We start from the raw sequence: 19,891 nt of genomic DNA on the forward strand, positions 1-19,891 counted from the left end.
TGTTTTCTGTCGAGCAAAATTCTGCTTGGACTATACAAATAATTTTGCTTAGATCAAAAAAAATTTGATGGGAGCAAAAAAAGCGTGTCCTCGGAGGCCAGCAAAAACACGCCGTCGAGCCAGCCCAAGGTTGGCGCGCTGATCCGTGCCCGCCGTCGCCAGCTGTCGATGACGTTGCAGGAATTGTGTGATGCCGCAGGCATTTCGGTCGGCTACCTCAGCCAGGTCGAACGCGATCACGCCACCCCCTCGCTTGGCACCCTCGCCCAGATCGCCCGCAGCCTCGACGTGGGTGTGTATTACTTCATCGCCACGCCCAGCGCGGAAGACGGACTGACGCGGGCGGCCGAGCGCAACCGATTCTCGGTCGACGGCTCGTCGATCGTCTACGAGCGCATCGCTGCCGACTTCACCGGCAACGTGCTGTCGTCCTTCGTCCTCAACGTCCCGCCAGGCTACCGCTCCGAGACGGTCAGCCATGAAGGCGAGGAAATCCTGTTCATCCTCGAGGGTTCGATCACCCAGCGCCTCGAGGACGAAGAGATGGTGCTTTCGCCCGGCGACAGCCTGCACTTCCGCGGCAATCGTCCGCATTCCTGGTCGAACGACACCCAACAGTTCGCGCGCATGCTCTGGACCGGCACCTTGCCGATGTTCAGGTCGCGCACGGAGCATCCGGCCCTGCGCGGTTCAAGGGCCGAAGAGAAGACAACGGGAACCAAAAAGGAGAGAAAATGATGAAACTGTTCAAAGCCGCGCTGCTCGCCGCGGCGCTGGCGATGCCGATGACGCCCGCTATCAGCCTTGCAGCCACGCCCGCAGGCGTGCTCGTGGTGGCGCAGAACATCGACGACATCGTCAGCATCGACCCGGCCGAGGCCTACGAGTTCTCGTCGGGCGAATATGTCTCCCAGACCTATGACCGTCTCGTCCAGTACGACGCCGCCGACACCAAGACGCTGGCCGCTGGCCTCGCCAAGGAATGGGCCGTCGACGACGCCAACAAGACAATCACTTTCACGCTGCGCGACGGCGTCAAGTTCACCTCGGGCAACCCGCTGCGCGCGGAGGACGTGGTCTATTCGTTCAAGCGCGTCATCGTACTGAACAAGGCGCCGGCCTTCATCCTGACCCAGCTCGGCTGGACGCCCGAGAATTTCGATTCGATGGTCAAGGCCGACGGCAACAAGGTCGTCATCAAGTATGCGGGCGACTTCGCTTCGGCCTTCGTGCTCAACGTGCTGGCCGCCCGTCCGGGCTCGATCGTCGATGCGGTGACGCTGCAGGCCAACGAGGCCAATGGCGACATGGGCAATGCCTGGCTGAAGTCGAACTCGGCTGGCACCGGCCCGTTCGTGCTCAAGGCTTTCCGCCCCGGCGAGCTGATCAACCTGACCGCCAACCCCGACTATTTCAACGGCGCGCCCGCGATCAAGGGCGTCATCATCCGCCACGTCGCCGAAGCCGCGACCCAGCAGCTGCTGCTGCAGTCGGGCGATGTCGACATGGCCAAGAACCTGACCTCGGACCAGATCGCGACGCTTGCCGGCAACGACAAGGTGACGACCGAGACCTATCCGCAGGCGGCCGTGCACTTCCTGTCGTTCAACCAGAAGACCGAAACGCTGACGCCGCCGGCCGTCTGGGACGCCGCCCGTTACCTGGTCAACTACCAGGGCATGACCGACACCTTCCTCAAGGGCCAGATGCAGACGCACCAGGCTTTCTGGCCGAAGGGTTTCCCGGGTTCGCTCGACGAGACGCCCTACAGCTACGATCCCGCCAAGGCCAAGCAGATCCTGGCTGACGCCGGCATCAAGACGCCGATCAAAGTGACGCTCGACGTCATCAACTCGACGCCGTTCACCGACATGGCGCAGTCGCTGCAGGCAAGCTTCGCCGAAGCCGGCATCAACTTCGACATCGTGCCGGGCACCGGTTCGCAGGTGATCACCAAGTACCGCGCCCGCACGCATGAGGCGATGCTGCTGTACTGGGGCCCTGATTTCATGGACCCGCACTCCAACGCCAAGGCCTTCGCCTACAACACCGACAACTCGGACGGAAACTACCAGTCGACCACCACGTGGCGTAACGGCTGGGCCGTTCCGGAAGAGCTGAACAACGAGACCAAGGCAGCTCTCGCCGAGGCCGACCCGGCCAAGCGCAGCGCGATGTATGTCGACCTGCAGAAGAAGGTGCAGGAGAAGTCGCCGATCGTCATCATGTTCCAGGCCGCGACCCAGGTTGCGCGTGCCAAGAACGTCGAGGGCTACGTCAACGGCGCGACGTCCGACTTCGTCTATTACCGTCTCGTCAAGAAGAACTGACGAGCCGGCCTGGCAGGGACCGCCCATTGCGGCGGTCCCATCGCCCTTACCTGACACATTACCCACTCCCCAAACATTACCCCCTCCCAAACATTACCCCCCTCCCCAACTCCGAGAAGGCAGAGACGATGTACGAAGAGCGGATGGCGCGGTTGCGCGAGCGCATGGCTGAGACGGGAACCGACCTTGTGGTCGTTGGCCCCTCCTCGCACCTTGTCTGGCTCGCCGGCATGTCGCCCCATGGCGACGAACGCCCGGTATTGCTGATCGTGTCGCAGAAGCATGCGGGCTTCCTGATGCCGGTGCTGAACGCCGACAGCCAGCGCCCCTTCACCAAGCTGCCCTTCTATCCCTGGGCCGATGCCGACGGCCCGCAGGCGGCCCTGTCGCAGCTGCTCGCCGATTGCGGCATCAATCGTGGCGTTGATGGCGGCACCGTCTCGGTTGCCCTCGACGAGACCATGCGCGCCGATTTCGCGCTGCTCGCGCTCGATGCCCTGCCCGGCGCCAAGCGCAGCTTCCTGAACGATACGGTGAGCTTCCTGCGCGGCAAGAAGGACGAGGCCGAGTACGCCCTGCTCAAGATGAACGCGGTGCTCAATGACGGCGCCATGAAGGCAGGCTTCGCCGCGCTGAAGGAAGGCGTGACCGAGCTCGAGGTCGGCAAGGCCATCCGTGACTTCTATGCGGCCAATGGCGCGACCGGCGAATTCGTCAGCGTCTGCTTCGGCGAGAACGGTGCCTTCCCGCACCATCACACCGGCAACCGCAAGCTTAAGGCCAACGAGGCCGTGCTGATCGACATCGGCGGCCGCAAGGACGGCTATCCCTCCGACATGACCCGCGTCGGTGTGTTCGGCGACAAGCCGGAAGGGTTCGACGAGGTGCATGGCGTCCTAGAACGTGCGGTGCAGGCTGCGATTGCCGCCGCAAAGCCCGGCGTTGCCGCCAAGGAAGTCGACAAGGCTGCCCGCGACGTCATCACCGCCGCCGGCTACGGCCCGAACTTCCTGCACCGCACCGGCCACGGCCTCGGCATCGACATCCACGAGCAGCCCTACATCACCGGCACGTCGGAGACGATCCTGCAGGAAGGCAATGTGTTCTCGATCGAGCCCGGCATCTATCTGCAGGGCCGCTTCGGCCTGCGCCTCGAGGAGATTGTCATCCTGCGCGGCAACCGCGCCGAGGTGTTGTCCGACCTGCCGCGCGAGGCATTTCTGGTCAAGGCGTAGACCTTCACCGAACCAGTCGAACACGGAAAAGGGCCGCAGCAGCGGCCCTTTTTGTTGGCGCTTTCGCCCCCCGTTCTGTTGCCCCAAGTTTGCGTTCCGGTGCTATCCTGGCACTCGCGAAACCGTGGAATTGTGCTGGAGGGGTTGTGCGTTCTTTGCTCGTGGGGTGTTCGCCCTGATCTCGATCGATGCACGCGCCGTAGAACAGAGCTTCCCGGCCGACGGCGGCGTCATCTATTTCAATATGCCGTCGGGCAATGTCGGCTGCCAGTACACGCCTGCGGGCGGCTCGGAGGTCTACAAACCCGAAGATGGCGGGCCGGAACTTGGCTGCGACCGTATCGAGCCGACCTATCTCAGGTTTGTCCTCGGAAAATCAGGAAAAGCCAAGCGTTATCAGAATGTTGGCGACACCGGATGCTGCGACGGCTCGCATAGGCTTGAATATGGCAACAGCTGGAAAAAGGGCCCCTTCAGCTGCACGTCCGACAAGGCCGGATTGAGCTGCGTCCGCGATGATGGCCACGGCTTCTTCATCAGCCGGTCGAAAACTCAGGTCTACTGAGCCGTAGGGCCGCCGTTACGCCTCCATTCCGAGGCAAAAGAAAAGCCGGGCAAGCCCGGCTTTTCAGTCATGATGTCGGCAAGAAAGCGATCAGTTGACCGCGTCCTTGAGGCCCTTGCCGGCCGAGAACTTCGGGACCGTGCGAGCCGGGATCTTGACTTCCGCACCCGTCTGCGGGTTACGGCCAGTCGACTCCGCGCGTTTTGACACGGTGAAATTTCCGAAACCGACGAGCCGGACATCGCCGCCGTTCTTCAGTTCGCCGGTGATGACGGAAAAAACAGCGTCGACAGCGGACTGCGCGTCACCCTTCGAGAGCTTGGAAGCCTCGGCGACGGCGGACACTAGTTCGTTCTTGTTCATTCAAATTCCCTTCCATGAGAAAACCGGGACATAGACTCAGCCGGTAGGACACGGACTTTAGGAAAAAGTGCGGGCACAACCAAGTCGAAAAGGCGCAAAAAGCCCAGAATTCCGCGGTTTCTTCACATGAAAAAGCCGGGCATGAGCCCGGCTTTTTGTTTTGGCGGTGACTTTAGATACAACTAATGAGCGAAACCCTTGCCGGCATCCTCGCCGGCATCCGGCTTGGAGGCCGGGACGTCGACCGGCTCGGTCCACTCAATCGGCTCAGGCATCCTGACCAGTGCATGACGCAGCACTTCACCGACCCGGGAAACCGGGATGATCTCCATGCCGCTCTTCACGTTTTCCGGAATCTCCGCCAGATCCTTGGCGTTGTCTTCCGGAATCAGCACCTTCTTGATGCCGCCCCGCAGCGCTGCGAGGAGTTTCTCCTTCAGGCCACCGATCGGCAAGATACGGCCGCGAAGCGTGATCTCGCCGGTCATCGCCACATCGGCCCTGACCGGAATGCCGGTCAGGATCGAAACAATCGCAGTCGCCATGGCGGCACCTGCGGACGGACCGTCCTTCGGCGTGGCGCCCTCGGGCAGGTGCACGTGGATGTCACGCTTGTCGAACAGAGGTGGCTCGACACCGAAATCAAGCGCTCTGCTGCGGACATAGGATGCCGCCGCAGAAATCGATTCCTTCATGACGTCGCGCAGATTGCCGGTGACCGTCATCTTGCCCTTGCCGGGCATCATCACGCCTTCGATCGTCAGCAACTCGCCGCCGACCTCGGTCCAGGCAAGCCCGGTGACGACGCCGACCTGATCTTCGCCTTCGACCTGGCCGAAGCGATAACGCTGCACGCCGAGATAATCGTCCAAATTGGCGGCGGTGACCTTCACCGACTTCTTCTTGGTCTTGATGATCTCGGTGACGGCCTTGCGCCCGAGCTTCATCAGCTCGCGCTCGAGGCTGCGCACGCCCGCTTCACGGGTGTAGGTCTGGATCACGGCACGGATGGCATCCTCGGAAACCGAGAATTCCTTGGGCTGAAGCGCGTGGTCGCGAACAACCTTAGGCATCAGGTGCCGCTTGGCGATCTCGACCTTCTCGTCCTCGGTGTAGCCGGCGATGCGGATGATCTCCATGCGGTCCATGAGGGGCGCAGGGATGTTCAGCGTGTTTGCCGTCGTCACGAACATCACGCTCGACAGGTCGTATTCGACCTCGAGATAGTGGTCCATGAACGTTGCGTTCTGTTCCGGATCGAGCACCTCGAGCAGCGCCGACGACGGATCGCCGCGGAAGTCCTGGCCCATCTTGTCGATCTCGTCGAGCAGGAAGAGCGGATTGGACTTCTTCGCCTTCTTCATCGACTGGATGACCTTGCCGGGCATCGAGCCGATATAGGTGCGGCGGTGACCGCGGATCTCGGCCTCGTCACGCACGCCGCCGAGCGCCATGCGCACGAACTCTCGGCCGGTCGCCTTGGCGATCGACTTTCCGAGCGAGGTCTTGCCGACGCCGGGAGGACCGACGAGGCACAGGATCGGCCCCTTCAGCTTCTTCTGGCGGCTCTGCACGGCGAGATACTCGACGATGCGGTCCTTTACCTTGTCGAGGCCGTAGTGGTCGGTGTCGAGCACCTCCTGGGCGAAGTTCAGGTCCTGCTTGACCTTGGAGTTCTTGCCCCACGGGATCGACAGGATCCAGTCGAGATAGTTGCGCACGACGGTGGCTTCAGCCGACATGGGCGACATCGAACGCAGCTTCTTGAGCTCGGCATCCGCCTTTTCGCGGGCCTCCTTCGACAGCTTGGTCTTCTTGATGCGCGCCTCGATCTCGGCGGACTCGTCACGGCCGTCTTCGCCTTCGCCGAGTTCCTTCTGGATCGCCTTCATCTGCTCGTTGAGATAGTACTCGCGCTGGGTCTTCTCCATCTGCCGCTTGACGCGGCTGCGGATGCGCTTTTCCACCTGCAGGACGGAGATTTCGGCTTCCATGAAGCCCATCGCCTTTTCGAGCCGCTCCTTGACGGACAGCGTGCCGAGCATCTCCTGCTTCTCGGTAATCTTGATCGCGAGGTGCGATGCCACCGTGTCGGCAAGCTTGGAATAGTCCTCGATCTGGCTGGCGGCACCAACCACTTCGGGCGAAATCTTCTTGTTCAGCTTGACGTAGTTTTCGAAGTCGGAAACCACCGAACGCGCCAGCGCCTCAACCTCGACCTCTTCCTCTTCAGGCTCGCTCAGGATGAGAGCGTGGGCCTCGTGGAAGTCGGTCTTGTCGGTGAAGGACTGGATCTTGGCACGCGTCGTGCCTTCGACCAGCACCTTGACGGTGCCATCAGGGAGCTTCAGCAGCTGCAACACGTTGGCGAGCGTGCCGATGTCGTAGATCGCATCGGGCTCGGGATCGTCGTCGGCGGCATTCATCTGGGTCGCAAGCAGGATCTGCTTTTCCTGACCCATCACCTCTTCCAGGGCCTTGATCGACTTTTCACGTCCCACGAACAGCGGGACGATCATGTGCGGGAACACGACGATGTCGCGCAACGGCAGGACTGCGAAGGTACCTTCGCTGGAAGAGCGGGATATTTTGGCCATTGTCCAACCTTTCATTTCGCAGCCGCGCGAGCGCCAACCGCGAATCTCATATTAACGACCATGGACGGTTCCGCCTACCGCCGATTACCGCGCGGCATTACAGCACGAAAACCCACCCATCGCCTCTTCTTCCGTTAGTTGGAGCTTCGCCGGGTAAACATCAAGGCCAATCACGCTTGTGCACGACCCCGAAAATCGGAATCGATTTTCGGAAAGGATCATGCACCGCTTCAAACCTCCACAGCGTCCTTTGCGCATCCAGGGACGCACGGCGCTGTAGCGTTTGCCGGCCCGAACCGACGAGGCTCCAAAATGCCAACGGCGCCGCTGGGGCGCCGTTCGCTGGAGCGGTTCCAAGGGAAACGGCCAGGCCTCAGGCGCTGACGTTGCCCTTCTTTTCCTTCTGCTCGGAGTAGATGTAGAGCGGCCGGGCGCTGCCGGTCACCACCTCTTCCGAGATAACCACTTCCTGCACGCCTTCCAGCGCCGGAAGCTCGAACATGGTGTCGAGCAGGATCGCTTCCATGATCGAACGCAGGCCGCGAGCGCCGGTCTTGCGCTCGATGGCGCGCTTGGCGATCGCCGACAGCGCGTTCTCGTGGAAGGTCAGGTCGACATTTTCCATCTCGAACAGGCGCTGGTACTGCTTGACCAGCGCGTTCTTCGGCTCGGTCAGGATCTGGATCAGCGCAGGCTCATCGAGGTCCTCGAGCGTCGCCAGCACAGGCAGACGGCCGACGAACTCGGGGATCAGGCCGAACTTCAGCAGATCCTCCGGTTCAACCAGACGGAACACCTCACCGCTGCGACGGTCTTCCGGCGAAGCGACGGTGGCGCCGAAGCCGATCGATGTCTTGCGGCCGCGATCCGAGATGATCTTGTCGAGGCCGGCAAAGGCGCCGCCGCAGATGAACAGGATGTTGGCGGTGTCGACCTGCAGGAATTCCTGCTGCGGGTGCTTGCGGCCACCCTGGGGCGGCACGGAAGCGACGGTGCCTTCCATGATCTTCAGCAGCGCCTGCTGCACGCCCTCGCCGCTGACGTCGCGGGTGATCGAAGGATTGTCAGACTTGCGGCTGATCTTGTCGATTTCGTCGATATAGACAATGCCGCGCTGGGCGCGTTCGACATTGTAGTCGGCCGACTGCAACAGCTTGAGGATGATGTTCTCGACATCCTCGCCGACATAACCGGCTTCGGTCAGCGTCGTCGCATCCGCCATGGTGAACGGCACGTCGATGATGCGGGCCAGCGTCTGGGCGAGCAGCGTCTTGCCGCAGCCGGTCGGGCCGATCAGCAGGATGTTGGACTTCGCCAACTCGACGTCATTGCTCTTGGAGGCGTGTGCCAGGCGCTTGTAGTGATTGTGGACGGCCACCGACAGCACGCGCTTGGCGTAAGGCTGACCAATGACGTAGTCGTCCAGAACCTTGAGGATTTCCTGCGGGGTCGGCACGCCCTCGCGCGACTTCACCATCGAGGTCTTGTTCTCCTCGCGGATGATGTCCATGCACAGTTCGACGCACTCATCGCAGATGAAGACGGTCGGGCCGGCGATGAGTTTGCGTACCTCATGCTGGCTCTTGCCGCAGAACGAGCAATAGAGCGTGTTCTTGGAGTCGCCGCCGCCGTTGCTGACCTTGCTCATCTTGTCCAAGTCCTTTCACTGCCGCCCGGCCGAAGGTCTGGCTCCGGGGCGCATATGCAATCTAACGACGGACGCCGCCACCGCCATCCCATGGCCGCCGCAACGAGCTCCGTACACTCACATTCCAGAAGTCGCTGCAACGAGTCGCGGCACCCTTGAACAACGCTAAGCCGTCGAAGCTCAACGCCACCTTAACGTAGGCCGACGCTTCCACCGAGGGAACAGCAAAATGTGTCCGAAATGCCGCAGGGCACCTCAAAAATGCGAGATGTTGCCCTGCAGGCAGGTCGAAGCATCCAATCACGAAGCCGTGGCACCCTCGGCGACGTCGCGGCTTTCGATGACCTTGTCGATCAATCCGAAGTCGCGAGCCTCGTCCGCGGTCATGAAATGGTCGCGGTCGAGCGTCTTTTCAATGGTCTCGTAGTCCTTGCCGGTATGCTTGACATAGATCTCGTTGAGACGGCGCTTGAGCTTGACGATGTCCTGGGCGTGACGCTCGATGTCGGAGGCCTGCCCCTGGAAGCCGCCAGAAGGCTGGTGCACCATGATGCGGGCGTTCGGCGTCGCGAAACGCATGTCCTTGTGGCCGGCGCAGAGCAGCAGCGAGCCCATCGAAGCGGCCTGGCCGATGCACAGCGTCGAAACCGCCGGCTTGATGAACTGCATGGTGTCGTAGATCGCCATGCCCGAGGTAACCACGCCGCCGGGCGAGTTGATGTAGAGGTTGATCTCTTTCTTCGGGTTCTCGGCTTCGAGGAACAGCAGCTGGGCACAGACCAGCGTCGCCATGCCGTCTTCGACCGGACCGGTGATGAAGATGATGCGCTCTTTGAGCAGGCGCGAGAAGATATCGTAGGCGCGCTCGCCGCGGTTGGTCTGCTCGACCACCATCGGAACGAGGTTCATGTATGTTTCGACGGGGTTCTTCATCGACTATCCCTTTATCGTGAGGGGATTCCGGCGCCGGACGGGCAGAATCGGTTCAGAGGCTTTGCCCTGTAAATAGGATGCCGCCTCACCATTGCGCAAGGCCGGTGAACACCCATGATTTCAGCTATTGCTAACTTTCGCTGCGACAGCTGGCTCAATGCTCGGTACTGGAACTTTCCATGCCTGCTGCGGTAGTGGCTCCTCTCAAATGACGCTCGGCTGTCGGTTGAGCGGATATGCGGGCTTGATGACGATCTCGATGGCCTGTTTTGCGGACACCAGCTATCGGAGCGATCGTGAGGGAAGCCAAAGACCAGGAAACGATCCGGTTCTACTCGAACGAGGCAGAAACCTACACGGCAAGGGGCCAGCCGGCGAGCAGGCACCATCTCCACGACTTCATGGCCCGCCTGCCCGCCGGCGGCCGCGTGCTGGAACTCGGATGCGGCGCGGGACAAGACAGCGAGGCCATGCTTGCCGAGGGCTTCGACGTAACGCCGTCAGATGGTACGGAGGCAATCGCGGCGGCGGCCGCGAGACGCCTTGGCCGAACCGTCAAGGTCCTTCTGTTTGACGACATCGACGAAGTCGACGCCTATGACGGCGTGTGGGCCAATGCCTGCCTGCTGCATGTGCCGCGCGAACATCTACCGGCAGTCATTTCCCGTGTTCAGCGGGCGCTGGTCCGCGGAGGGGTGTTTTATGCAAGCTTCAAGGCTGGCGAGGCCGAGGGGCGTGACCGCTTCGGAAGGTACTATAACTACCCTTCCCCGGAATGGCTGGCAGGCGCATATGGCGACCGCGGCTGGAACGGGCAAATCGAAATCACCAGCCGCAGAGGCAGCGGCTACGACCGCCAGCCAACCAACTGGCTTCATGTATTCGCCACCAAAGCCTGAGTGGCTGGGGTGCGCCCCGAGGATCTAAAGCAATGAAAAACGACGCCAAGCACTGGTCCAAGGTGGAACTGCTGCACGAGACCGTGACAAACCCGAACATCCATGTTCGCGGCACACACAGCTATTACAGCGACGCGTGGTCGGGGTCGTTCGAAGACAGCGTGGTGCGCTATCTCTATGGCGACGAATACAGCCTCAAGGCTTGGCAGCCCGCCTGGCCGATCGACCAGCTCCATATCGGCGACTATGTCTGCATCGGCGCCGAGGCGGTGATCCTGCTTGGCGGCAACCATACGCACCGCACGGACTGGTTCAGCCTTTATCCCTTCCCGGAGTTCATTCTGGATGCCTATGCCGGCAAGGGCGACACGATCATCGGCGATGGCGCCTGGATCGGCATGCGCGCCATGATCATGCCCGGCGTGAACATCGGCGAAGGCGCCATCATTGCTTCCGGTGCGATCGTCACCAAGAACGTGGCGCCCTACACCATCGTTGCTGGAAATCCGGCCGTGCCGATCAAGACGCGCTTTCCGCAAGCCGTTGTCGACAAATTGCTGGGGCTCAAGGTCTACGGATGGCCTGCGGAGAAGTTCGAGGCGCTGAAGCCGCTCCTCTGCGCCAACGAGATCGACGCGCTGGAAGAGGCAGCGGAAAAATTCGACACGGGAAAAAGCTGACGCTCAGAGGCGGATCACATATTCCTTGCGAGTCGTTTCAAGCACTTCCCAGCTTCCTTTGAAGCCGGGCCTGAGGACGAAGCTGTCGCCGGCCCGCACAGTGCGGGCTTCGCCACCCTCCTCCGCGATGACAGAGACACCCGACAGGATGTGGCAGAACTCCCATTCGTCATAATCGATGCGCCATTTGCCCGGCGTCGACTGCCAGATGCCGGCATAGAGGCCGCCGTCGGCCTCCTCGGCATTCCAGGTGCTGAATTTCGGGTCGCCCGAAATCAGCCGGTCGCTGGCCGGCGCGCCCGCTTCCGGCTCGATGCCATTGACGTCGATGGTAAGAAATCTCGGCAAGATCGAACTCCCAAACAGCAAAAGGCCCCGGCAGCGCAATCTGCCGGGGCCAAGTCTTGCACGGCCGATCAGGCCTTGGCCAGCGCCTGTTCGAGGTCGGCGATGATGTCGCTGACATCCTCGATGCCGACTGACAGTCGCACGACATCAGGCCCGGCGCCCGCCGCGATCTTCTGCTCGTCGGAGAGCTGGCGGTGGGTGGTCGAAGCCGGGTGGATGACCAGCGACTTGGTGTCGCCGATATTGGCAAGGTGCGAGAACAGTTCCAGGCCCTCGACGAACTTGACGCCTGACTCGTAGCCGCCCTTGAGGCCGAAGGTGAAGACGGCGCCCGCGCCCTTGGGCGAGTACTTCTTCATCAGCGCATGGTTCTTGTCGCTCTTGAGGCCGGGATAAGCCACCCATTCGACCTTGGGATGGTCGGAGAGCCAGCCGGCGACGGTCAGCGCATTGTCGCAATGGCGCTGCATGCGCAGCGGCAAGGTCTCGAGGCCGGTCAGAATCAGGAACGAGTTGAACGGCGAAATCGCCGGGCCAAGATCGCGCAGGCCGAGCACGCGGGCGGCAATGGCGAAAGCGAAATTGCCGAAGGTCTCGTGCAGCACGACGCCGCCATATTCAGGCCGCGGCTCCGACAGCATCGGGTACTTGCCCGACTTCGACCAGTCGAAGGTGCCGCCATCGACGATGACGCCGCCGATCGAATTGCCGTGGCCGCCGATGAACTTGGTCAGCGAATGGACGACGATGTCGGCACCATGCTCGATCGGGCGTATCAGATAAGGGCTTGCCAGCGTGTTGTCGACGATCAGCGGCAGGCCGTGCTTGCGGGCGATGTCGGCGACCTTCTCGATGTCGACGAAGGTGCCGCCGGGATTGGCCAGGCTCTCGATGAAGATCGCCTTGGTCTTGCCGTCGATCTGCTTGTCGAAGCTCGCAATGTCGTTGGTGTCGGCCCAGCGCGCTTCCCAGCCGAAATTCTTGAAGGCATGGCCGAACTGGTTGATAGAGCCGCCATAGAGCCGGGTCGCGGCGACGAAATTGTCGCCCGGGCGCATCAGATTGTGGAACACCAGCAGTTGCGCGGCATGGCCGGAGGCGGTGGCAAGCGCTGCGGTGCCGCCTTCAAGGGCTGCGATGCGCTCCTCGAGAACCGCCTGGGTCGGGTTCATGATGCGGGTGTAGATATTGCCGAAAGCCTTGAGCCCGAAAAGCGAGGCGGCATGATCGGCGTCGTCGAAGACGTATGACGTCGTCTGGTAGATCGGCGTGGCGCGAGCGCCGGTCGCCGGATCGGGCTTTGCGCCGGCGTGGACGGCAAGCGTGTTGAAACCAGGGGCGCGCTGGGACATCTTTTTCCTCCAAAGAATAGGTTCGTCAAATCAGCTGGCATCTTTGGCCAAGGCTGCGGCGGAAAGCAAAGACGAAAATTTCACATCTGCCGGAGCAGGCAGAGATTATTTGCGCGGCATTGCAAAAACGCGCACGGATGCCGGATTATCTTGCGCGGATGCCAAAACTCTGGAAACCCTCGCGCATCACCGGGCGCTTCGCGGAGAGCATACCGGAATTGACGCCGTTCCAGCCGATTTCTCCGGCAAGCCGCGCATATTCGATCTTGGGGCAGCGGTTCATGACGACCTTGATGCCGGCGGCCTCGGCACGCGCAGCAGCCTCGTCATGGCGAACGGTGAGTTGCATCCAGATGACCTTGGGCAGCGGATCGAGCCTGAGCACCTCGTCGACGATACCAGGCACAGCCGCCGAGGCGCGGAAGACGTCGACCATGTCGATTGAGGCTGGGATGTCGGAAAGGCTGGCATATGCCATGCGGCCGAGGATGTCCTTGCCGGCATGCCCCGGATTGACCGGAAAGACTTCATAGCCCTTGTCGATCAGGTATTTTGTGACGAAATAGCTCGGCCTCACCTCATTGGCCGAGGCGCCTACGACCGCGATCGTCTTCACCGAATTCAGGATGCCGGCGATATAGTCATTGTCGTAGCTGTCGTGGTTCATGGCGGCCTCGTTCGACGGCTCCTCGATACCGGCTTTCGGCAGGGCCTGCAAACCTATCGCCCCTTACGGCAGCAAGATGCTGCCATCCTCCGCTATAGGGAAATCGGGATTGTGGGCCACTTCCCACAGATGGCCTTCGGTGTCTGCGAAGTAGCCGTACCAGCCGCCCCAGAAGGCCCGTTGCGCCGGCTTGACGATGCGGCCGCCGGCTTTCTCGGCAGTCGCCAGGATCTCGTCGACCTCCGCCTCGGAACGGGTGTTGTAGGCAATGGACACGCCCGAGAAGCCTCCCTTGCCGTTGGGAACCCCGGCGTCGGATGCCAGTTGTTCGCGCCCCCAGAGACCGAGCACGATCCCTCCCATCTGGAAGAAGGCGACGCCTTCGGTGACCGACTGGTTTCGCTTCAGCCCCATCGCTTCGTAGAAGCGCACGGCACGGCCGAGATCGTCCACTCCAAGGGTTACAAGCGAAAGGCGCTGTTCCAAACCTATTCTCCTGTCCAGTTGGCCTGGCGCTTTTCGATAAAGGCGCCAATACCCTCCTCGGCATCCTTTGCCAGCATGTTGTCGACCATCACGCGTGCCGCATGATCATAGGCCTCGGCGAGCCCCATCTCGGCCTGGGCATAGAATGCCTCCTTGCCGATTTTCAGCGTCAAAGGTGATTTTGAAACAATGGTTTGCGTATATTTTCCAACAATGTGATTCAGGTATTCGCGCGGCACGACGCGGTTGATCAAGCCGAAGTCGCGCGCCGTCGTGGCGTCGATGGTCTCGCCGGTCAAAAGCATCTCCATCGCCTGCTTGCGCGAAACGTTGCGCGACAGGGCAACCATCGGCGTCGAACAGAACAGACCGATATTGACGCCAGGCGTGCAGAAGGCGGACTGGTCGGAGGCAATGGCCAGGTCGCAACTGGCGACGAGTTGCAGGCCGGCGGCGGTGGCGAGGCCATCGACCTCGGCTACGACAGGCTTGGGGTGGCGCACGATGCTCTGCATCAGCGCCGAACAGCGCGACATTGTGAGTTCGAAGAAGGCGCGACCACGATCGGCGTCGCTGCGGCGCGCCGTCAGCTCCTTGAGATCATGACCGGCACAGAACACGTTGCCTTGCGCAGCGATCACGATGACGCGGACCGCCTCGTCGTCCTGGGCGCCGTCGAGCTGGGCCTGAAGGGCCGCCATCGTCGCGATCGAGAGTACGTTGGCCGGCGGATTGGAGAGCACGAGACGCAGCACGCCCTTGTCGAGGCTGGCCCAAACCGGACCTTCCGGTGTGCTACGCTTGATGGCGACTATTTCTGCCATGGTGTCCCCAAAGTGAGTTCAGCGCGGCGAAGACGAATCGCCAAAGTGAGCCTCAGCCATATACGTTTGCACACAAACTTGGTTCCCAACTAGGTGATTGCAGCACCACCAAAGGTTCATGCGTTCCGACGAAAAATGAGGCCTGAGCGCGCAACCGGAAAGTCGATGGAAAGAGCTAATGCCCGAGCAGCACGGATTGAAGCCGAAGATGACGGCAACCGAGGTCAACGACCTTCTGAGGCAGGTCTACCCCCAGCTCAACGAGCATCATGATTTCTACCGGGTGACCGAGGTCTTTCCGGGCGGCTGCACCGTTCGCCTCAATGCCGACGAACGCCATCTCCGGCCCGGCGGCACAGTCTCGGGCCCATCGCTTTTCACGCTCGCCGACATTGGCGGATATGTCTGCGTGCTGAGCCACGCCGGCCCCGACGCGCTGTCGGTGACGACCAATCTCAACATTAACTTCATGCGCAAGGCCGAAGCCGGACCGATCGACGGCCACTGCCGCATCCTCAAGCTCGGCAAGAGCCTGATGGTTTTCGACATCGATATCGTCGCCGGCCCGGACCGGCAGACAGTGGCGCACGCAACCGGCACCTATTCGATCCCGCCGAAGCGCTGAGCGCGCTGGCAGGACGCTTGCTTATGGGTATGGTTCAGGCGTCGAGGCGCACGGCTATGTCGCCGATCGACTGCTCCAGCGAGCGCGGCACCTTGCCCGACAGCACTTCGACGGCGTCGGTTACGCCTGACGTCCAGCCCTCGGCAACGGGCTGGAAGATAGCCGCCAGGAGCTCGGCGTAGCCTGGCGTCAGCCCGGCCGCGACCACTTCCGCAACAAAGGTGCGATCGTCGATCGGCGTATAGCCGACAGGACGTCCAAGGGCCGCGGACAGGAGCCTCGCCGCTTCGGCATAGCTGTAGGCCACCGGACCGGTCAGCGCGAAGGCCTTGCCGTCGTGCTGGTGGCTGGTCAGCGCACCGGCAGCAGCGGCGGCCACATCGCGGGCATCGACGAAACTCGACCTGCCCTCGCCTGCCGGCACGCGGATTTCGCCGCGCCTGACATCGTTCGCCCAGTAGGTGGCGAAGTTGTCGCTGAACCAGTTGGGACGCAGGATGACATGTGGCGCAGCCGAGGCCTGCAGCTTTAGTTCCAGCTGTCTGAGCGGGATGGCATCATTGGCGTCAACGCCAAGGGCCGTCTGCAGCACGATCTTGATGTCGCGCGCTGCTGCCGCCTCGAGTACGGGCGCGAGCAGGCCGACGGGATCGAGATAGCCGGTCGGCGACAAGGCAAAGATGCGGTCCACGCCTTCCAGTGCCACAGCGAGGTTCCGCGGATCGGAAAGGTCGAGCCGTACGGCCTCGGCACCGGTTGCGAGCGACGCAACACTACGACTGGCGGCCATGACCTTCTCTCCCCGGCGCAACAGTTCGGAGACCAGCGGTGCGCCAACATTGCCGGTGGCTGCAAGGACGAGGATCTTTCCTTCAGGCATATCAAGCTCCATGTGCTTTCTTCGGGGAACATGTGCTTTCTTCAGGGAATATGTGCTTTCCCTTGGAAAGTGAGTTTCCAATGGCTGCTTGATAGCGAAACGTTACATGGGTAAAAAGAAGGCACTTTCCGGTAATGAGGTGGCCTATGACGCCACCAGCTTACCTCCAGGAAATCACCCTTCGGGAATGCCGCGATGCCCGTCTACGACGTCTACGCCAAGAATTGCCCGACCAGGATGCTGCTCGACCACATCGCCGACAAATGGACGTCGCTGGTGCTGTGGAAGATTTCCGAAGGACCGGTGCGCTTCAACCAACTGCGCCGCGACGTCGAGGGTATTTCGACCAAGGTGCTGTCGCAGACACTGAAGCGGCTCGGCCGCGACGGCCTGATAAACCGCGAGGTGTTTGCGACCGTGCCGGTGACGGTGGAATATTCGATCACCCCGCTCGGCCGGACGCTTTCCGAGAAGATCTCGATCATTGCCGAATGGGCTGAAACCAACGTCGAGGCCGTGCTGGCTGCACAGCAGCGCTTCGACACTGAGGCCGGCGCCGAGTCAGCTGCGACTATGCCCGGCGGCGCAAAACGCGGCCTCATCCCAGCCGCAGGCATGCGGTAAAATAATACCACATATATATGCTATTGTTTTCGTTTATCTTTTTGCCACGACTTCCGGCTTCGTCCGCTTGACGCATCAACGACCCTCGCCTATAAGCCCATCCAAAGCAGCGGCCCGCAATGGCCGCGGTTTTGTTATTGGCGGCGAATTCCGGTTTTTCGTCAATGAAAGCAACAAGAAACGCCTTCTCCTGAAGGTCCGAACCGAAAGCATATGACCATGACAACCTTTTCGCAGAAGCCTGCGGACGTGGTGAAGAAGTGGGTGCTGATCGACGCCGAAGGTCTCGTCGTCGGCCGTCTCGCCACCATCGTCGCCAACATCCTCCGCGGCAAGAACAAGCCTACCTTCACGCCTCACGTCGACGACGGTGACAATGTCATCATCATCAACGCCGACAAGGTCGCCTTCACCGGCAAGAAGTTCACCGACAAGGTGTACTACTGGCACACCGGTCACCCAGGCGGCATCAAGGAGCGCACCGCGCGCCAGCTGCTCGAGGGCCGTTTCCCCGAGCGCGTCCTGGAGAAGGCCGTTGAGCGCATGATCCCGCGTGGTCCGCTCGGCCGTCGCCAGATGAAGAATCTCCGCGTCTATGCAGGCGCCGAACATCCGCATGTCGCTCAGCAGCCAGTGACGCTCGACGTCGGCGCGATGAACGTCAAGAACAAGAAGGCCTCGTAATCATGGCTGATCTCAGCTCGCTCGCAGAACTCGGCACCGTCGCTGCAGCCGCACAGCCGGCAGCTCCGGTCCACGTCCAGAAGCTCGACAAGAGCGGCCGCGCCTATGCCACCGGCAAGCGCAAGAACGCCATTGCTCGCGTCTGGATCAAGCCAGGCACCGGCAAGATCATCGTCAACGGCAAGGAATTCGCGACTTACTTCGCGCGCCCCGTGCTGCAGATGATCCTGAACCAGCCGATCGTCGCGGCTGCCCGCGTCGGCCAGTACGACGTCATCGCCACCGTCGTTGGCGGCGGTCTCTCGGGCCAGGCCGGCGCTGTTCGTCACGGCGTCTCCAAGGCGCTGACCTACTACGAGCCGACGCTGCGCGGCGTGCTCAAGAAGGGCGGCTTCCTGACCCGCGACAGCCGTGTCGTCGAGCGTAAGAAGTACGGTAAGGCCAAGGCCCGCCGTTCGTTCCAGTTCTCGAAGCGCTAAGCGTTTCGCAGTCCGGATTTTGGAAAAGGCCGCCTTCGGGCGGCCTTTTTCTTTTCTGCATGTCGTTCCGGCGTGCCTGGCTTATGCTTGGAAGCGCAAACTTCAGGCCGCCCGGGGAGACCGCCATGCTCCGCATGCTCGCACTGGCATTAGCCATATCCTTCGTCGCAGCCCCAGCCGAGGCCGCTTCGAACAAGTTTCTCAAGCGGGCAACCTCGTTCGACAGCTGCTGGATGCGCGCCTACGACAAGGCGATCGAAAAGGGTGCCGACGCACGAAAGGCCGCAGGCAAAGCAGACAGTCACTGCAGGAAAAAGGGCAAGCAGCTTCTTAAGGAGGGCGGCTCGAAATATTCGCTCAAGGACCGGCGCAAGGCGCTACGGGGCTCGAGAGCGTATTAGCCCCTTCCCGCGACGTCAGTTGGTCGGCAGCTGAGAGGCGCCCGTCCCTGCGACAGAGGCCACGGGTTTCTCGACCTCGGCATAAGGCACGCGATAGCCATTGGCGGCCAGCCAGTTGATGGCTGCACGCGGCTCGTCGGTCTGGATCATCGTCGCGCCACGTTCGACCCAGAAGCCGAACACCTCGTTGGGGAAGCCGGCAGCAACCGCCAGTTCGTCGCCGCGGCCGCCGGCAAGATAGCCGCCCGGCTTGTTGACGATGGCATGGGTGTCGACCCAGATGTGCCAGTCGCCACGAACGGCCGCAGCCTTGACCTTGACCGAAAACAACGGCCCGCCAGACACGGTCATGCTTTCGGCGTCGCCGCGCCAGGCAATCATCTCCAAGGCATTGGCGGCGAAAGCCTTGCCCGATGCCTCAACGAAAGCCGGGTCACGCACCGCATCGTCGGCCATGATCGGCATGAACTGGAAGCCCTGCCCCACCCGCGCCATCACAGCCTTGACGGTAGCGACACGCTCGGCATTCCAGAGGTTCGCCTTGACCACCACCTGCTCTTCCATCTCCATGGCGCGCGCCAGCGCAACCATGTCGACGAGATCGGCGGTTTCGAGCTTGTTGTCGAGATTGACCAGGATCTTGCCCCTGGCAACCGAGAGATATTCCCTCAGGGTCGGCACCGGCTCGGCGGTGACGTTGCCGGTACCCTCGACGACCAGCCGGCATTTCCTGAGTTCGTCCATCGCACGGGTGACGACTTCGCCCTTGCAGTCGGTGGTGCGGTCGAGCCAGCTGTCATGCATGACGATCAGCTCGCCGTCGGCTGAGCGGCGGATGTCGATCTCGACCATCTCGGCACCGAGCGAGATCGCATCATGCAGGGCGGCGATGGAGTTTTCGGCAAAGCGCCGCTTGCCGTCCTGCAGGCCACCTGCCCTGTGCGCCACGACCATCACATGGTCGCGCCACTGATTGGCATTTTCGAAGCGCGCGAGAATCTCTTCGGAACGAGAACCGGCATGGCCGGATGTCGCCAGACCGAGGGTCAGCAAGACCGAGACTGCGCCTCCCAGAACTGCCCGCATGGGAATCGCTCCATGGCTGAAGATGCTGGGAACGACCTAGAAGGCGGCGATGACATGGGCGTGAAAGGTCGATGACAGGGCGATGAATGCAGCTGTCACACGCAATTCGCCATGGGGCTGGCATGTTGTGGCAGGCTTCTGTAGTTCTTGCGCCTCGAAATTCCGAAAGACCGAACAAGGAGACT

Annotated in this window: 22 protein-coding genes; 11 read left to right on the forward strand and 11 right to left on the reverse strand. The window is 61.7% G+C overall.

What is annotated here, in order from left to right:
- The first annotated feature begins 84 nt into the window (after nucleotides 1-84).
- From DY201_RS18290 to DY201_RS18305, 4 genes are all read left to right on the forward strand, one after another.
- The gene (locus DY201_RS18290) at nucleotides 85-738 is read left to right on the forward strand and encodes a helix-turn-helix domain-containing protein (RefSeq protein WP_115732424.1); all 654 of its coding nucleotides are present in this window, start codon (nucleotides 85-87) and stop codon (nucleotides 736-738) included.
- Nucleotides 738-2,330 carry an ABC transporter substrate-binding protein gene (locus DY201_RS18295; protein WP_115732425.1) on the forward strand — a complete coding sequence of 531 codons (1,593 nt, stop codon included), beginning with the start codon at nucleotides 738-740 and terminating at the stop codon, nucleotides 2,328-2,330. The genes DY201_RS18290 and DY201_RS18295 overlap by 1 nt, the downstream gene beginning before the upstream one ends.
- A gap of 128 nt (nucleotides 2,331-2,458) precedes the next feature.
- Entirely contained in the window at nucleotides 2,459-3,565 is a 1,107-nt protein-coding gene (locus tag DY201_RS18300; protein ID WP_115732426.1) for a M24 family metallopeptidase, read from the forward strand.
- A 166-nt stretch (nucleotides 3,566-3,731) separates the two neighbouring features.
- Entirely contained in the window at nucleotides 3,732-4,130 is a 399-nt protein-coding gene (locus tag DY201_RS18305) for a DUF6636 domain-containing protein (RefSeq protein WP_115732427.1), read from the forward strand.
- Between the two features lie 90 nt (nucleotides 4,131-4,220).
- On the opposite strand, the gene DY201_RS18310 is transcribed toward DY201_RS18305, so the two are convergent.
- The 4 genes from DY201_RS18310 to DY201_RS18325 form a co-directional block, all read right to left on the reverse strand.
- Entirely contained in the window at nucleotides 4,221-4,493 is a 273-nt protein-coding gene (locus DY201_RS18310) for an HU family DNA-binding protein (protein ID WP_018427423.1), read from the reverse strand.
- Between the two features lie 182 nt (nucleotides 4,494-4,675).
- Nucleotides 4,676-7,090: an endopeptidase La gene (lon, locus tag DY201_RS18315; protein ID WP_115732428.1), complete on the reverse strand. Its 2,415-nt coding sequence runs from the start codon at nucleotides 7,088-7,090 to the stop codon at nucleotides 4,676-4,678.
- Nucleotides 7,091-7,463: 373 nt separating this feature from the next.
- A complete protein-coding gene (gene clpX / locus DY201_RS18320) occupies nucleotides 7,464-8,738 on the reverse strand; it encodes an ATP-dependent Clp protease ATP-binding subunit ClpX (RefSeq protein WP_115733862.1) in 1,275 nt (424 codons plus the stop codon).
- A 300-nt stretch (nucleotides 8,739-9,038) separates the two neighbouring features.
- The gene (locus DY201_RS18325) at nucleotides 9,039-9,671 is read right to left on the reverse strand and encodes an ATP-dependent Clp protease proteolytic subunit (RefSeq protein WP_115732429.1); all 633 of its coding nucleotides are present in this window, start codon (nucleotides 9,669-9,671) and stop codon (nucleotides 9,039-9,041) included.
- Between the two features lie 269 nt (nucleotides 9,672-9,940).
- Here DY201_RS18325 and DY201_RS18330 point away from each other — a divergent pair, with 269 nt between their 5' ends.
- Both DY201_RS18330 and DY201_RS18335 read left to right on the forward strand, forming a co-directional pair.
- Nucleotides 9,941-10,570 carry a class I SAM-dependent methyltransferase gene (locus DY201_RS18330; protein ID WP_245432033.1) on the forward strand — a complete coding sequence of 210 codons (630 nt, stop codon included), beginning with the start codon at nucleotides 9,941-9,943 and terminating at the stop codon, nucleotides 10,568-10,570.
- A gap of 32 nt (nucleotides 10,571-10,602) precedes the next feature.
- A complete protein-coding gene (locus tag DY201_RS18335) occupies nucleotides 10,603-11,250 on the forward strand; it encodes a CatB-related O-acetyltransferase (RefSeq protein WP_115732431.1) in 648 nt (215 codons plus the stop codon).
- A gap of 3 nt (nucleotides 11,251-11,253) precedes the next feature.
- On the opposite strand, the gene DY201_RS18340 is transcribed toward DY201_RS18335, so the two are convergent.
- The 5 genes from DY201_RS18340 to DY201_RS18360 form a co-directional block, all read right to left on the reverse strand.
- Complete coding sequence (locus DY201_RS18340) at nucleotides 11,254-11,598, reverse strand: cupin domain-containing protein (RefSeq protein WP_165915942.1); 345 nt, start codon at nucleotides 11,596-11,598, stop codon at nucleotides 11,254-11,256.
- 68 nt (nucleotides 11,599-11,666) lie between these two features.
- On the reverse strand, nucleotides 11,667-12,950 hold the full coding sequence (locus DY201_RS18345) for an O-acetylhomoserine aminocarboxypropyltransferase (protein ID WP_115732432.1): 1,284 nt from the start codon (nucleotides 12,948-12,950) through the stop codon (nucleotides 11,667-11,669).
- 145 nt (nucleotides 12,951-13,095) lie between these two features.
- Entirely contained in the window at nucleotides 13,096-13,617 is a 522-nt protein-coding gene (locus DY201_RS18350; RefSeq protein ID WP_115733864.1) for a CoA-binding protein, read from the reverse strand.
- Between the two features lie 63 nt (nucleotides 13,618-13,680).
- The gene (locus DY201_RS18355; protein ID WP_115732433.1) at nucleotides 13,681-14,103 is read right to left on the reverse strand and encodes a VOC family protein; all 423 of its coding nucleotides are present in this window, start codon (nucleotides 14,101-14,103) and stop codon (nucleotides 13,681-13,683) included.
- 2 nt (nucleotides 14,104-14,105) lie between these two features.
- Nucleotides 14,106-14,927 carry an enoyl-CoA hydratase gene (locus DY201_RS18360; RefSeq protein ID WP_115732434.1) on the reverse strand — a complete coding sequence of 274 codons (822 nt, stop codon included), beginning with the start codon at nucleotides 14,925-14,927 and terminating at the stop codon, nucleotides 14,106-14,108.
- A 178-nt stretch (nucleotides 14,928-15,105) separates the two neighbouring features.
- Here DY201_RS18360 and DY201_RS18365 point away from each other — a divergent pair, with 178 nt between their 5' ends.
- On the forward strand, nucleotides 15,106-15,552 hold the full coding sequence (locus tag DY201_RS18365) for a PaaI family thioesterase (RefSeq protein WP_115732435.1): 447 nt from the start codon (nucleotides 15,106-15,108) through the stop codon (nucleotides 15,550-15,552).
- A gap of 34 nt (nucleotides 15,553-15,586) precedes the next feature.
- Here the strand turns inward: DY201_RS18365 and DY201_RS18370 are convergent, their stop codons facing one another.
- Nucleotides 15,587-16,432 (reverse strand): NAD(P)H-binding protein, encoded by an 846-nt coding sequence (locus DY201_RS18370; RefSeq protein WP_245432034.1) that lies wholly within the window; start codon nucleotides 16,430-16,432, stop codon nucleotides 15,587-15,589.
- A gap of 195 nt (nucleotides 16,433-16,627) precedes the next feature.
- On the opposite strand from DY201_RS18370, the gene DY201_RS18375 reads away from it, so the two are divergent.
- The 4 genes from DY201_RS18375 (at nucleotide 16,628) to DY201_RS18390 (ending at nucleotide 18,620) form a co-directional block, all read left to right on the forward strand.
- Nucleotides 16,628-17,056: a winged helix-turn-helix transcriptional regulator gene (locus DY201_RS18375; RefSeq protein ID WP_115732437.1), complete on the forward strand. Its 429-nt coding sequence runs from the start codon at nucleotides 16,628-16,630 to the stop codon at nucleotides 17,054-17,056.
- A 219-nt stretch (nucleotides 17,057-17,275) separates the two neighbouring features.
- A complete protein-coding gene (gene rplM, locus DY201_RS18380) occupies nucleotides 17,276-17,740 on the forward strand; it encodes a 50S ribosomal protein L13 (protein ID WP_115733865.1) in 465 nt (154 codons plus the stop codon).
- Nucleotides 17,741-17,742: 2 nt separating this feature from the next.
- Nucleotides 17,743-18,219, forward strand: a complete 477-nt coding sequence (gene rpsI / locus DY201_RS18385) for a 30S ribosomal protein S9 (RefSeq protein WP_067962883.1) — start codon at nucleotides 17,743-17,745, stop codon at nucleotides 18,217-18,219.
- Nucleotides 18,220-18,344: 125 nt separating this feature from the next.
- Nucleotides 18,345-18,620 (forward strand): hypothetical protein, encoded by a 276-nt coding sequence (locus DY201_RS18390; RefSeq protein WP_131922356.1) that lies wholly within the window; start codon nucleotides 18,345-18,347, stop codon nucleotides 18,618-18,620.
- Nucleotides 18,621-18,635: 15 nt separating this feature from the next.
- Here DY201_RS18390 and DY201_RS18395 read toward each other — a convergent pair whose 3' ends face one another.
- Complete coding sequence (locus DY201_RS18395; protein ID WP_115732439.1) at nucleotides 18,636-19,706, reverse strand: glycerophosphodiester phosphodiesterase family protein; 1,071 nt, start codon at nucleotides 19,704-19,706, stop codon at nucleotides 18,636-18,638.
- Nucleotides 19,707-19,891 lie beyond the last annotated feature (185 nt).

It is taken from the genome of Aminobacter aminovorans (assembly GCF_900445235.1).
In the GTDB taxonomy this organism is placed as follows: domain Bacteria; phylum Pseudomonadota; class Alphaproteobacteria; order Rhizobiales; family Rhizobiaceae; genus Aminobacter; species Aminobacter aminovorans.